The 12,399-nt window shown below is 70.3% G+C and carries 13 protein-coding genes and 1 pseudogene; 7 read left to right on the top strand and 7 right to left on the bottom strand.

The window, feature by feature from the left end; translation table 11 throughout:
• Positions 1-10 precede the first annotated feature (10 nt).
• Genes ppdK through ACO06I_RS07535 form a run of 4 tightly spaced genes read left to right on the top strand, consistent with a single transcriptional unit; the run spans position 11 to position 3,608 of the window.
• Positions 11-2,707 carry a pyruvate, phosphate dikinase gene (gene ppdK, locus ACO06I_RS07550; protein ID WP_421931961.1) on the top strand — a complete coding sequence of 899 codons (2,697 nt, stop codon included), beginning with the start codon at positions 11-13 and terminating at the stop codon, positions 2,705-2,707.
• Positions 2,704-2,943: a hypothetical protein gene (locus ACO06I_RS07545; RefSeq protein WP_421931960.1), complete on the top strand. Its 240-nt coding sequence runs from the start codon at positions 2,704-2,706 to the stop codon at positions 2,941-2,943. Before ppdK ends, ACO06I_RS07545 begins: the two co-directional genes overlap by 4 nt.
• A gap of 9 nt (positions 2,944-2,952) precedes the next feature.
• Positions 2,953-3,177, top strand: coding sequence for a hypothetical protein (locus tag ACO06I_RS07540; protein WP_421931959.1), 225 nt, complete (start codon positions 2,953-2,955; stop codon positions 3,175-3,177).
• Entirely contained in the window at positions 3,174-3,608 is a 435-nt protein-coding gene (locus ACO06I_RS07535) for an ester cyclase (protein WP_421931958.1), read from the top strand. Before ACO06I_RS07540 ends, ACO06I_RS07535 begins: the two co-directional genes overlap by 4 nt.
• A gap of 6 nt (positions 3,609-3,614) precedes the next feature.
• On the opposite strand, the gene ACO06I_RS07530 is transcribed toward ACO06I_RS07535, so the two are convergent.
• Entirely contained in the window at positions 3,615-6,167 is a 2,553-nt protein-coding gene (locus ACO06I_RS07530) for a M1 family metallopeptidase (RefSeq protein WP_421931957.1), read from the bottom strand.
• Positions 6,168-6,258: 91 nt separating this feature from the next.
• On the opposite strand from ACO06I_RS07530, the gene ACO06I_RS07525 reads away from it, so the two are divergent.
• On the top strand, positions 6,259-6,702 hold the full coding sequence (locus ACO06I_RS07525; protein ID WP_421931956.1) for a DUF488 family protein: 444 nt from the start codon (positions 6,259-6,261) through the stop codon (positions 6,700-6,702).
• 21 nt (positions 6,703-6,723) lie between these two features.
• Here the strand turns inward: ACO06I_RS07525 and ACO06I_RS07520 are convergent, their stop codons facing one another.
• The 3 genes from ACO06I_RS07520 to ACO06I_RS07510 all read right to left on the bottom strand — a co-directional run bounded on the left by ACO06I_RS07520 (position 6,724) and on the right by ACO06I_RS07510 (position 8,536).
• On the bottom strand, positions 6,724-7,260 hold the full coding sequence (locus ACO06I_RS07520) for a nuclear transport factor 2 family protein (protein ID WP_421931955.1): 537 nt from the start codon (positions 7,258-7,260) through the stop codon (positions 6,724-6,726).
• Positions 7,261-7,361: 101 nt separating this feature from the next.
• A complete protein-coding gene (gene fabA / locus ACO06I_RS07515) occupies positions 7,362-7,889 on the bottom strand; it encodes a bifunctional 3-hydroxydecanoyl-ACP dehydratase/trans-2-decenoyl-ACP isomerase (protein ID WP_421931954.1) in 528 nt (175 codons plus the stop codon).
• 41 nt (positions 7,890-7,930) lie between these two features.
• Positions 7,931-8,536 carry a TetR/AcrR family transcriptional regulator gene (locus tag ACO06I_RS07510; RefSeq protein ID WP_421931953.1) on the bottom strand — a complete coding sequence of 202 codons (606 nt, stop codon included), beginning with the start codon at positions 8,534-8,536 and terminating at the stop codon, positions 7,931-7,933.
• A gap of 180 nt (positions 8,537-8,716) precedes the next feature.
• Here ACO06I_RS07510 and ACO06I_RS07505 point away from each other — a divergent pair, with 180 nt between their 5' ends.
• Both ACO06I_RS07505 and ACO06I_RS07500 read left to right on the top strand, forming a co-directional pair.
• Positions 8,717-9,502, top strand: a complete 786-nt coding sequence (locus ACO06I_RS07505) for a GNAT family N-acetyltransferase (protein WP_421931952.1) — start codon at positions 8,717-8,719, stop codon at positions 9,500-9,502.
• A gap of 110 nt (positions 9,503-9,612) precedes the next feature.
• Positions 9,613-10,263, top strand: coding sequence for a glutathione S-transferase family protein (locus ACO06I_RS07500; RefSeq protein WP_421931951.1), 651 nt, complete (start codon positions 9,613-9,615; stop codon positions 10,261-10,263).
• Positions 10,264-10,282: 19 nt separating this feature from the next.
• Here the strand turns inward: ACO06I_RS07500 and ACO06I_RS07495 are convergent, their stop codons facing one another.
• From ACO06I_RS07495 to ACO06I_RS07485, 3 genes and pseudogenes are all read right to left on the bottom strand, one after another.
• On the bottom strand, positions 10,283-10,948 hold the full coding sequence (locus ACO06I_RS07495; RefSeq protein ID WP_421931950.1) for an HAD family hydrolase: 666 nt from the start codon (positions 10,946-10,948) through the stop codon (positions 10,283-10,285).
• Positions 10,945-11,916 carry a phosphoribosylaminoimidazolesuccinocarboxamide synthase gene (locus ACO06I_RS07490; RefSeq protein WP_421933609.1) on the bottom strand — a complete coding sequence of 324 codons (972 nt, stop codon included), beginning with the start codon at positions 11,914-11,916 and terminating at the stop codon, positions 10,945-10,947. Before ACO06I_RS07490 ends, ACO06I_RS07495 begins: the two co-directional genes overlap by 4 nt.
• A 111-nt stretch (positions 11,917-12,027) precedes the next feature.
• Positions 12,028-12,327 (bottom strand): annotated as a pseudogene (locus ACO06I_RS07485) (MerR family transcriptional regulator); the annotation flags it as partial.
• Between the last annotated feature and the right edge of the window lie 72 nt (positions 12,328-12,399).

Raw genomic sequence — 12,399 nt, 5'->3', positions numbered from 1 at the left:
AGACTCAAGGATGTCGACCGATACGCTGACGAAGTCGCGCTGGGTCTATTCCTTTGGCGGAGGCGGGGCCGACGGCGACGCCTCCATGAAGAACCTGCTGGGCGGAAAGGGGGCCAATCTCGCCGAGATGTCCTCCCTCGGCCTGCCGGTGCCGCCGGGCTTCACGATCACGACGGAAGCCTGCGTCCACTACTATTCCAACGACAAGCGCTATCCGGACGGACTGAAGGAACAGGTGGCCGCCGGCCTGGCCAAGGTCGAGGTCCTCACCGGCAAGGTGTTCGGCGACGCCGCCAACCCGCTGCTGGTCTCGGTGCGCTCCGGCGCCCGGGCCTCCATGCCCGGCATGATGGACACGGTCCTGAACCTGGGTCTCAACGACCAGACGGTGGAGGGCCTGGCCAAGCTGGCCGGCGACCGCCGCTTCGCCTTCGACAGCTATCGCCGCTTCATCCAGATGTACTCGGCCGTGGTGCTGGACCTGGATCACCACATGTTCGAGGACATCCTCGACGAGCATAAGGAGCGCCTCGACGTCCACGTCGACACCGCCCTGCGCGCCGAGGACTGGGAGAAGGTCGTCTCCGCCTACAAGGCCGCCGTCGAGCGCGAGCTGGGCCATCCCTTCCCGCAGGATCCGGAGGCCCAGCTCTGGGGCGCGGTCAGCGCGGTGTTCGCCAGCTGGATGAACGACCGGGCCAAGTTCTATCGCCGCATGCACGACATCCCTGAAAGCTGGGGGACCGCCGTCAACGTCCAGTCGATGGTGTTCGGCAACATGGGCGACTCATCGGCCACCGGCGTGGCCTTCACCCGCAACCCCTCCACCGGCGAGGCCCGCCTCTATGGCGAGTTCCTGATCAACGCCCAGGGCGAGGACGTGGTGGCCGGCATCCGCACGCCCCAGGCCCTGACCCGCGCCGCGCGCGAGGAGATGGGGGAGAAGTCGCCCTCCATGGAGGAGGCCCTCCCGGACGTCTTCCAGGAGTTCAAGTCCGTCGTCGAGAAGCTGGAACACCACTATCGCGACATGCAGGACATCGAGTTCACCGTGGAGAAGGGGCGCCTCTACATGCTCCAGACCCGCAACGGCAAGCGCACCGCCAAGGCGGCGCTCAAGGTCGCGGTGGACCTGGCCAATGAGGGCCTGATCACCAAGGAAGAGGCGGTGATGCGCATCGAGCCCGGTTCGCTCGACCAGCTCCTGCACCCCACCATCGACCCCAAGAGCCCGCGCGACATCATCACCTCGGGCCTGCCCGCCTCACCCGGCGCGGCCACCGGCAAGGTCGTCTTCGACGCCGACGAGGCCGAGCGCCTGGCCAGCGCCGGCGAGGACGTCATCCTGGTCCGCGAGGAGACGAGCCCCGAGGACATCCACGGCATGCACGCGGCCAAGGCGATCCTGACGGCCCGCGGCGGCATGACCAGCCACGCCGCCGTGGTGGCCCGGGGCATGGGACGCCCCTGCGTCTCCGGCGCCAGCGAGCTCTATATCGACGACGCCGCCCAGACCTTCCGGGCCCGCAACCGCACCTTCAAGGCCGGGGACATCATCACCATCGACGGCTCCAAGGGCGAGGTCTTGGCCGGCGCCGTCCAGATGATCGAGCCCGAGCTCACCGGCGACTTCGCCGCCCTGATGGTCTGGGCCGACGCCATCCGCCGCCTGAAGGTCCGCGCCAACGCCGAGACCGCCGCCGACGCCGCCGCCGCCCGCCAGTTCGGGGCCGAGGGCATCGGCCTGGTGCGGTCGGAGCACATGTTCTTCGACGCCGTGCGCATCGCCGCGGTGCGCGAGATGATCCTGGCCGACGACCGCCCGGGCCGGGAACAGGCGCTGGCCAAGATGCTGGTCATGCAGCGCGAGGACTTCGTGCAGCTGTTCTCCATCATGGAGGGCCTGCCGGTCACCTTCCGCCTGCTGGACCCGCCCCTGCACGAGTTCCTGCCCCACACCGCCGAGGACGTGGAAGCCGTCTCCAAGGCCACCGGCCTGGACGCCGCCAAGCTGCTGGCCCGGGCCAAGGAGCTGCACGAGGTCAATCCCATGCTTGGCCACCGCGGCTGCCGCCTGGGCGTGGCCTATCCCGAGATCTACGAGATGCAGGTCCGCGCCATCCTGGAGGCCGCCATCGAGGTGGTCGCCTCAGGCAAGGCCGCGCCGATCCCGGAGATCATGCACCCCCTGGTCTCCAAGGGCCTGGAGATGAAGTTCCTGCGCGAGCTCACCGATCGGGTGGCCCAGCAGGTGATGGCCGAGAAGGGCGTCACCATCGACTACCGCGTCGGCACCATGGTGGAGCTGCCCCGCGCCGCCATCCGCGCCGACGACCTGGCCGAGCACGCCGAGTTCTTCTCCTTCGGCACCAACGACCTGACCCAGACCACCTTCGGCATCAGCCGCGATGACTCGGGCCGCTTCCTGGGCGCCTATATCGACAAGGGCATCTTCGAAAAGGACCCCTTCGTGAGCCTCGACCAGGAGGGCGTCGGCGACCTGATCCGCATCGCCGTGGAGCGCGGCCGCAAGACCCGCCCCGACATCAAGCTCGGCATCTGCGGCGAGCATGGCGGCGACCCGGCCTCGATCGAGTTCTGCGAGAAGGTCGGCCTCGACTATGTGAGCTGCTCGCCCTTCCGGGTGCCGATCGCCCGCCTGGCCGCAGCCCAGGCCGCCATCGGCGAGCGGGAGAAGGACCGGTGAGCGAAGAGCCCGAAACCCCCGTCGCCCGGATCGCGCCCAAGGCCCTGCCGGCCGGCGCTGTGGGGGCCGGGGCGCTCGGCGCCCTGGCCGTCGGCTTCCTGGCGCTGGGCGCGCTGACCATCGGCCGGCTGGCGGTAGGTCGCCTGGCGGTCGGCCGCAGCCGGATCAAGCATCTCGAGATCGAGAATCTGACGGTCCGCCACCTCACTGTCCTCGACGACAAGTCCCACAGGTAGGAACCGCCCATGCCGCCCCGCATCCACGGCGTCCTCTATCCGCCGCCCTCCGAGGGCCTGCCCCTGCTGGTGGCGATCTTCCGCGACAACGCCCTGGTGGGCTGCAACATCGCCGCCGACCAGGCCGAGGGCGAGGACAAGATCGCCACCGCCGTGGCTGAGGTGCAGCGCCTGGAGGTGGCCTCCAAGATGCCCCCCAGCATCACGGTGAAGCGCCCGGTCCAGGGCCGGTGAGCGCCGAGCTGCGGGCCGCCCGGGAGAAGACCGTCCGCGACCACATGCGGCTGGAGACCGAGCTCGACTTCGAGGCGGTGCTGAAGACCTTCGTGGTCCCCCGCTACGAGCTCTACGGCCAGGGCACGGTGATGGAGGGCGACGCCGCGGTGATGGAGTACTTCCGCCGCTCGCGGACCCCGTTCCCCGACCAGTCCAACGAGGTCATCGCCCTGCACCAGGACGGCGACACCGTCTTCGTGGAGTTCTGGCTGATGGGCACGCACCTGGGCCCGCTGCGGATCCAGGGCAAGGAGCACCCCGCGACGGGCAAGACCTTCCGCATCCGCATGGCCGCGGCCTTCGAGTTCGCCAAGGACAGCGACAAGATCGTCGCCGAGCGGCCCTATTTCGACCCCACCGCCATCTGGGCCCAGCTCGGCGTCGGCTGAGCGCTCCTACCGCCCCTGGGCGGCGATCCAGGCGCTGATCTCCGGGACGCGCCTGGCCTTGATCTCCGCGCCATAGCGAATGCGGGCCACCGCCACCTTGGTGTCGCCCTGGGCGTCGGCGGGGATGTTCGCCGCGGCGAAGGCCAGCAGCTCCTCGGCGCGGGCGGCGTCCTTGGAGCGCCCGGCGATCCCCGGCACGAAGCTGTTGCGGCGCAGGGCGTCGAAGCCCTTGGAGATGGCTGGCAGGTTGGCCAGGGTGAAGCGCCAGGCTAGGTCCGGATGCTCATTGGAAACCCCGGCGATCAGGCGCGGACCGACATTGGTCGGCGGCTCGTCGGTGATGGCCAGGTCCAGCACCCTCTGAGCCAGGGCCGCGTCCTGCACCCCGGCCAGCAGCTCGTAGAGCTGCTGCTTCTCCAGGGGATCGCGGCTGGCCCGCGCCAGGCCGCGCAGGGTCTCGAAGGTGGCCGCGTCGGCCCCCTGGACGACCCCGGGCAGCACCCAGCTGCGCGCTGAGGCGTCCAGCTTGGAGAGGTCGTGGCCGGTGGCTTCGAACCGCCGCCGCGCCTCGGCCAGGACGGCGGGGGAGTCCAGCGCGATCAAGGCGGTGAGGAGGGTCTCGCGCAGGATGGCCTCGTTGTCGGCCTCGCCGGCCCGGGCGTCGAAGCCGACGCGGCTCAGCACCGGCGCCAGGCGCGCCAGCACCCAGGCGCGGTAGGCGTCCCGCCCCGGTCCCGGGTCGAAATAGCCGTCCAGTCCGGCCAGGCCGTCCGCGGCCCTGCGCCAGACCAGGGGGTCGGCCGAGGCGGGCAGGGCGGCGGCCAGCTGCAGGTAGTTCCCTACCGGCGCGTAGCCGGCCAGGCCGAGCGCCAGGCCGTCGTCCAGCAGGCCGATCTGGTCGGCGGCCTCCCACTTGCCCATCTGCCCCGCCACCAGGGCGAAGGCCTTGGCGTCGTAGAGGCTGCGGTAGTAGCCGGTCTGGCCGGCGTTCAGCACGGCGGGCATCACCAGGCCGTCCATTGTCTGGGGCGCGGCGCCGGAGATGATCGCGCTCCCCAGGCCGGTCACCGGGGCGGCGCGGACCGGCACGCGCCAGGTCAGGGGCGCCTTGGAGGCCTCGTCGGTGCCGAACCGGCCCTGGCTCAGGGTGGGGGGCGAGCCGGAGGCGAGGGCGATCAGCGGAACGCCCGGCTGCAGGGTGAAGTCGTGGGCGATCGCGGAGATCGGCTTGCCGGCGGCCTTGTCGATGGCGGCCCAGAGGTCGCGGCTCGCAGTGTTGCCATAGGCGTGGGCGGCCATGTAGGCGCGGACCCCGTCGCGCCAGGCGTCCGGGCCGGCATAGCCCTCCAGCATGCGGATCACCGCCTCGCCCTTCTGGTAGGTGATGGCGTCGAAGGCCTGCTCGGCCTGGGCCACGGTGTTGATGGTCTGCACCACCGGGTGGGTGGAGGCCTTGGAGTCCAGCTTGAGAGCGTCGTCCTTGTCGGCCTGGGCGGTCAGCAGGGGCCGCCACTCGGGGTGGAAATGGTCGCTGGCCTTCACCGCCATCCAGTTGGCGAAGCCCTCGTTCAGCCACAGGTCGTCCCACCAGGCCATGGTCACCAGGTCGCCGAACCACTGATGGGCCATCTCGTGGGCCACCACGTTGAACACCGTCTGGCGGTCGGCGGCGGTGGAGAGCTTGGGATCCACCACGATGTAGGACTGGGTGTAGAGGATGGCCCCCCAGTTCTCCATGGCGCCCGCCGCCTCGCCGGGCGCCCCGATCAGATCGAGCTTGGGCAGAGGGTACTTCACCCCGAAATAGCCGTTGTAATAGGCCAGCAGCTGGGTGGCGGCCTCCAGGGCGTAGCGGCCGTTGGCGGTGTCGCCTTTGCGCATGACCACGCCCACCGTGGTCCCGTCCACCTGGGCGCTGATACGCTCCAGGTCCCCCAGGCCGAAGAACAGCAGGTAGGAGCTCATCTTGGGGGTCGGCGCGAAGCGGACCTTCTTCAGGCCTCCGGCCAGGGGCGTGCTGGCGCTCTGCGGCATGTTGGACAGCGCCATCTGGGTGGCGGGGACCACGGCGCTTACGGTCCAGACCGCCTTCTTGGCCGGTTCGTCGAACATTGGCGCGAACCGGCGGCCATCCGCCGGTTCAAATTGCGTCATCAGCATCCGGCCGCCGTCGTAGTCGACGTGGAAGAGGCCGGCGGGCCCCTCGTTGATCTTCCCGGCATAGCTGACGGCCAGGACGTGCCTGCCGGCCTTCAGGGGCCGGGCCAGGGCGAAGGTCGCGGTCTGGGCCTCGGGATCGGTGGTCACCTTGGCCGGCGCCCCGTCCAGGCTGGCCTGGGCGAAGGTGAGGTCGGCGGCGTTCAGCACCACCCGGTCGGTCGGCCTGGCGGTGGTCAAGGTGATCCGCACCTGGCCCTTGAAGGTCAGGGCCTTGGCGTCGGGGGTCACCGTCAGGTCGTAGGCGACGGGCTCGACCCCGGCCGGCAGCTGGGTCTGGACGGCGGCCTGGGCGGGGAGGGCCCCCAGGACCAGGGCGGTGGCGAGGGCAAACAGTTTCATGCCTCGAGTCCTAGCCGCACCGCCGCCTGCGTTCGAGCCCTTTTGCGACGGCGCCGCTGGCGATCTGACCAACCGCCCCTATCTTGCGGAAATGCCTGCTCAAATCCCCCTCGCCACCATCGGCTACGAGAGCGCCACCCAGGACGCGGTGATCGCCCGTCTGAAGGCCGCCCAGGTGGCGGTGCTCATCGATGTCCGCGCCGTGGCCGCCTCGCGCCGCGCCGGCTTCTCCAAGACCCTGCTGGCCGCCAGCCTGGCCCAGGCCGGGATCGAGTACCTCCACCTGCGCCAGCTGGGCACGCCCAAGCCCGGCCGCGAGGCCGCCCGCAAGGGCCGCATCGGCGAGATGGCGGAGATCTTCCAGGCCCACATGGCCGAGCCCGCCGCCCAGCTCGAACTGGCCCGGGCCACCGCCATCGCCGCCGACCGCAAGACGGCCTTGCTCTGCTACGAGGCCGACGCCTGCGGCTGCCACCGCAAGATCCTGGCCGAGGCCATCGCCGAGACGCTCGGCTGCGAGATCGAGAACCTGTAGGGCGGCCTAGGACGGCCGGCCCTACCGACCGACCGAAAAGCCCGCATGGACCGCCGGGCAGGGCGGCCGGCTGCAGGCGTCCCTGTCCGACAGCCGGTCGCCGACCTTGCCGCTCTGACTGAACAGCCACATCCACTGGCCGTCGCGCTTCTCGAACACATCCACCCAGGCGAAGGTCCCGCTGACATCGGTCCCCGCGAAGGTCGCCCGGCCGGTATTGACGCCCTCGACGATGGCGGTCGATCCGAAGATCTGGATCGTGAAGGGCCGGAACTCCATCGACTCGACCACCAGCTTTCCGGACCCGATCAGGCCGAGCAACTGCGCCTTCGAGGCGCCGGCGTCGCGGCTGGCCGGGTCTACGAAGCGAAACCCCTCGTCCATCACCCCTGCGACCCGCGCCAGGGTCTTTGGATCCTGGGTGACCTGCATCTCGGCGAAGTCGTGTTCGATCTTCGCCAGCGCCTCCTCGTCGGCCCCCGCCGACGCCGGGCTCGACACGCTCAGGGCCGCGGCGATCGAGAGGCTCAGCAGCATCGCGGCCGATGGACTTTTCATGGGTCTCTCCGTCGGCGCCGGGCGCCCATCCAATTCACATCCGTAAACCAAAGAAACTACGGCTGTAAATTTGAGTCAACGCCGGAATCCCGGGCGCCGCTTCAGCCCTCGGGCCGGATCATCCCCACCCGCAGGTCGCTGGCGACATAGGCGCAGGCGTCGTCGGCGAAGACCTGACCCGTCGCGACCCCCACGGCGGGCGACCCGCGCCGCGCCTGCCGCACGCTCACCTCGTAGCGCACCAGGCGGGTCTCGGGGGTGATGTCGCCCCGGAACCGGATCTCACCGCCCAGGGCTCTGCCCTTGCCCGGCGACCCCGACCAGCCCAGCCAGTAGCCCAGCATCTGCCACAGGGCGTCCAGCCCCAGGCAGCCCGGCATGACTGGGTCGCCCGGAAAGTGGCAGGCGAAGAACCAGAGGTCCGGGGTGATATCCAGTTCGGCCACGATGTGGCCCTTGCCGAATTCCCCGCCGTCGAGGCTCAGCGCCGTGATCCGGTCCATCATCAGCATGGGCGGCGCGGGGAGTTGCGCGTTGCCCGGTCCGAAATAGCCGCCTCGGCTCGACAGGATCAGGTCGTCCTTCGTGTAACTGGACTTCGGCTGGTGGAATTCGTGCGGATCGGCCACGGCGTCGGTTCCTTTTCTGGCCCGGGATGTTTGCTGTCAGGTCACGTCGGCGATCCCGCCTCGGGGACCGGCAGGCGCAGGGCTCCGGCGACGAAGACCCAGATTTTCTCGGTCAGCACGCTTCGGTCGGGGCGATGGGGGCTGGTCAGGGCGCCGATCAGCGCCTGGCGGATGCCGCCGATCATCAGGGCGATGGTGAGACGCGGATCGAGGTTGCCGGGGATCACGCCCTCCCGCCGCCCCACCCGCAGATTGTGCGCGCCGGCGGCGAGCTGCCGCTTGGTGAAGGCCTGCTCGACATCCAGCACCTCGGCGGCCCGGCTCAAGGGGCCCACCACCAGGGGTGCGAAGGGGTGGTCGTAGTGGAAGGCGATATAGGCCGCCAGCCGCTCCTTCTCCCGCCCCGCCCAGTCCGGGGAGACCAGCTTCGACGGGCTGAAGGCGGTGTCCTCCAGCCGGTTGTAGAAGCGCTCCACCACCGCGGCGATCAGCCCGGCCTTGGATCCGAAGTGGTGATAGGCCAGCCCCACCGAAACCTTGGCCCGCTTAGCGACAGCCTGCATCTCCAGCAGCCCGTGGCATTGGATCAGTTCCTCCTGGGCGGCGCGGATCAGGCGCTCGCGCGTGCCGATTTTGGTCGTGGCCATGGCGTGATCCCGGAATTGAATTGAATTCAATTTAGGCGCAGAGCCGCGCGGACGACAAGTGCCCCAATGCGGATCGGGGGAGAGCGGCGACGACGCGACGTTCCCAGCCGCGCAGAAGGATGGCAGGCTGGCTCCCGTTGCTGTGACAAGCTCGGCCGAGACCGGGCGCGGGGGGGATTCATGGACGAGACCGACGAGCTGATGCGGCTTTGCGTGCGCGCGCTGGTCGCCCAGATGGGCGATGTGCCGGGGGTCGAGATGGCCCTGACTCGGGACTGCGTTCTGGGCCTGACCGGCGAGCCCTCGGCCGACTTCAACAGGCTGACCCTGGGCGGGGGGCCCGAGGCCGAGGCGTTCCTGATCTCGTCGGTGGCGCGGGCCAGGGCGCGGGGGCTGCCGATGATCGCCGTGATGCCGCCACGGGTGGCCGAGGCGCTGGCGCCGGTGGCGACGCGGTTGGGGCTGACGCCCGTGGGGACCTCGCCGCTGATGGTGCTGCGGGCCGACACCCCCGTCGCGCCGAGCCGGCCCGTCAAGGTCACCCGCGCCCTGGGGCCCGAGCTGGTGGGGATCGCCGGGGACCTGGCGGCCGCCGCCTTCGACTCGCCGCGCGACGTCCTCGCCCGCTGCATCGATGTCTGTGTCACCGAGACCGCCGGGGTCGAGACCTGGATCGCCTGGGACGGTGAGCAGCCGATGAGCGCGGTCACCGTGACGCCCACCGGGAACACGGCGGGAATCTCGCTGATGGCCACGCCGCCGGACCGCCAGCGCGGGGGCTGGGGCCGCGCCCTGCTGACCCAGGTGATGGCCGACTATCGGGGGCGGGGGGTCGTGCGCTTCCACCTGGGCGCGACCGAGGCCGGGCTGCGGCTCTATGAGAGCCTCGGCTTCACCACCATCGCCAGCCTTGCGGCCTGGCTTCTGGAGGGCCCGGCGGGTGGAGGTCCGAGGCGAAAACGCTAGGCCGTGTCGGGAGGCGCATAGGCCGTTCGTCCTGTGCGGTAGACGAAGACGCGGAGACAGACAGTGCGAGAGACCCATGCCACGCGCGACGCCGCCACCGGAGCCGCCCGATGACGCCCACCATAACCGCCTTCAAGGCCTCACCCGACCGCGGCCGGGGCCTGGCCCGCGACATGCGGGTCCGCTGGGCCTTCGAGGAGGTCGGCCAGCCTTATGAGGTGCGGCTGCTGACCTTCGCCGAGATGAAGGAACCGGCCCATCTGGCCCTGCATCCCTTCGGCCAGATCCCCACCTATGAGGACAGCGAGCTGGCCCTATTCGAGAGCGGCGCGATCATCCTGCACGTCGCCCAGCAGCACGCCGGCTTGCTGCCCGACGACGCCGACGGCCGGGCCCGCGCCACCAATTGGATGTTCGCGGCGCTCAACACCGTGGAGCCGCCGATCCTGGAGCTGCAGACCGCCATGTTCGCCGAGCGCGACAGGAGCTGGTTCGCCGAGCGCCTGGCGCTGATCCACGACCAGATCCGCGTGCGGCTAGGGCAGCTGTCCCAGCGGCTGGGCGAGGCCGACTGGCTGGACGGGCACTTCAGCGCCGGCGATCTGATGATGGTGTCGGTGCTGCAGCGGCTGGGCAGTTCGGGCCTGGTGGCGGAGTTCCCGAACCTGGCGGCCTATGTCGCCCGGGCCGAGGCGCGGCCCGCCTACCGGCGCGCCTTCGACGCCCAGTACGCGGTCTTCCTCGCCGCTTCGGCCGGCTGACCGGCGCGCGCCACCCTGCTCACAGGCCCGCCAAGACCAGATCTCGGACTTCATGCAGATCGCGGGCGACAAGGACGCACACGGCGCGAAGCGCCTCGGTGGGTTCAAGCAGATCCGGGACCATCACGGTCATCATCCCCGCCGCCGCCGCCGATCTGACGCCGATATGGGAGTCCTCGAGCGCCAGGCATGAGCGCGCCTCGACCCCCAGCCGTTCGGCGGCTTTCAGGAAGGGATCGGGCGCGGGCTTGCCGTTCTCGTAGTCGCCCCGGCAGACGATCTGGTCGAAGCGATCCCTCAGGCCGTGCGCGGTCAGGTGGCGCTCGACGGTGGCCCGGGATGACGAGGTGGCGATGGCGCGCGGCAGCCGGACCTGGTCCAGAACCTCCAGCAGCTCGGACGCGCCGGGCTTCAGGGCCAGGTCCTTCTCGGCGATCGCCCAGAAATGGCGCCGCCAGTCGGCGTGGAAATCCTCGAAGCGAAACCCCTCGCCGAAGTGCGCGCGGAACAGACCCCCGCATTGCGAGCGCCGCACGCCGATGGACCCGGCGTAGACCGCGTCCGGAATCTCATGCCCAGCTTCGGCGGCCGCGGCCAGCAGCGCCGCCTGCCAGAGCGCCTCGGTGTCGAACAGCAGGCCGTCCATGTCGAAGACCACGGCGCTCGGCCGATGGGGCAAGGTCATGCCGTGCGCGCGCCGTGGAAATCCCCCAGGGCCGCCAGGACGCGCTCGCGCACCGGCGGCGCGGGGGCAGGCGGCTCGAACGCGCGTCCGGTGATCCGCTCGTGGGCCTCGACATAGGTGAGCGCGGTCTTCCAGATCAGCTCCGGGGGGATTTCCGGGACCTCGTCCTTGTAGGGGTCGCATCGCGCGGCGACCCAGGCGCGGACCACGTCCTTGTCGAAGCTGTCCGGGGGCTCGCCGGCGGCGAGGCGCTGGGAATAGGTGTCAGCCCGCCAGTAGCGGCTGGAGTCGGGGGTGTGGATCTCGTCGGCGAGACGCAGGGTCCCCGCGGCGTCGATCCCGAACTCGTACTTCGTGTCGGCGAGGATCAGGCCGCGCTCGGCTGCTAAGGCCTGGCCCCGGGCGAAGAGGGCCAGGGCGGTTTCGCTCATCTGCCGCCACTGGGCTTGGCTGAGCAGGCCGCGCGCGAGGATATCGCCCTCGGTCAGCGGTTCGTCATGGGCGCCGTCGGCGGCCTTGCTGGTAGGGGTGATGATCGGCGTCTCCAGCGCCTGATGGTCGGCTAGGCCGTCGGGCAGCCGATGCCCGTACATCTCCCGGTGACCGGCCCGGTACAGGGTAAGGATCGAGGTGCTGGTGGCGCCCGCCAGATAGCCGCGCACGACGATCTCCACCGGCAGGATCTCCAGGCGCCGGCCGACGACGATATTCGGGTCGGGGTAGTCCAGCACGTGGTTGGGGCAGAGGTCGGCGGTCTGCTCGAAGGCCCAGCGGGCGACGCTGTTCAGCACCTGGCCCTTGAACGGGATGCAGCACAGCACCCGGTCGAAGGCCGACAGGCGGTCGGAGGTGACCAGGATGCGCCGCCCGTCCGGCAGGTCGTAGTTGTCGCGCACCTTGCCGCGGTAGAGGCCGGGCAGGCGCGGGTCGATCGCGTCGCCCAGCACCTGGTGGGCGCTGACCGCCAGCCGGGTCTCGTCCAGCGTGGACATGGTCGTCTCCCTAGCGAGGTCAATGAGGTCTTCCAGGGCGAGCCGCCCGTCGCGCGTGACCTTCGTGCGGGCGGCTTGCACCGACTTGCGCGCGCGCTGCAGGTCGTTGATGCGGGCGGTGAGCACGTCCTCCTGCAGGGCCAGCAGAGCCGGCAGGTCCGCGACTCGCCCGCCAAGCAGTTGGGTGATGCGGGCCAAGGACAGACCGAGTGACTTCAGCGTCAGCACCTGGTGCAGTCGCTCGATCTCGTCTGGGCCGTAGACGCGCCAACCTGCCTGCGTCCGCCCGGGGCGGACCAGGCCTCTCCGCTCGTATAGGCGCAAGGCCCGCACACCGACGCCGAGGCGGCGCGCGGTCTCGCTGGGACTGAGGAAGCGTTCGCTCATCCTGCTTGGCGTCTCCGTGGGACGGCCCCACCTATGAGGCCGGACCCAGGTTCCGGCTCAAGCCCTATTTTC

The organism is Phenylobacterium sp. (assembly GCF_965229015.1).
GTDB lineage: Bacteria > Pseudomonadota > Alphaproteobacteria > Caulobacterales > Caulobacteraceae > Phenylobacterium.
The sequence above is the reverse complement of the archived record's forward strand: the minus strand, read 5'-3'. Positions and strand labels throughout refer to the sequence as shown.

What these genes read in the sequence shown, in the direction of transcription:
- ppdK (WP_421931961.1), top strand. Translation starts at nt 11, where the DNA reads ATGTCGACCGATACGCTGACGAAGTCGCGCTGGGTCTATTCCTTTGGC.
- ACO06I_RS07540 (WP_421931959.1), top strand. Translation starts at nt 2,953, where the DNA reads ATGCCGCCCCGCATCCACGGCGTCCTCTATCCGCCGCCCTCCGAGGGC.
- ACO06I_RS07530 (WP_421931957.1), bottom strand. Translation starts at nt 6,167, where the DNA reads ATGAAACTGTTTGCCCTCGCCACCGCCCTGGTCCTGGGGGCCCTCCCC.
- ACO06I_RS07525 (WP_421931956.1), top strand. Translation starts at nt 6,259, where the DNA reads ATGCCTGCTCAAATCCCCCTCGCCACCATCGGCTACGAGAGCGCCACC.
- ACO06I_RS07520 (WP_421931955.1), bottom strand. Translation starts at nt 7,260, where the DNA reads ATGAAAAGTCCATCGGCCGCGATGCTGCTGAGCCTCTCGATCGCCGCG.
- ACO06I_RS07510 (WP_421931953.1), bottom strand. Translation starts at nt 8,536, where the DNA reads ATGGCCACGACCAAAATCGGCACGCGCGAGCGCCTGATCCGCGCCGCC.
- ACO06I_RS07505 (WP_421931952.1), top strand. Translation starts at nt 8,717, where the DNA reads ATGGACGAGACCGACGAGCTGATGCGGCTTTGCGTGCGCGCGCTGGTC.
- ACO06I_RS07500 (WP_421931951.1), top strand. Translation starts at nt 9,613, where the DNA reads ATGACGCCCACCATAACCGCCTTCAAGGCCTCACCCGACCGCGGCCGG.
- ACO06I_RS07495 (WP_421931950.1), bottom strand. Translation starts at nt 10,948, where the DNA reads ATGACCTTGCCCCATCGGCCGAGCGCCGTGGTCTTCGACATGGACGGC.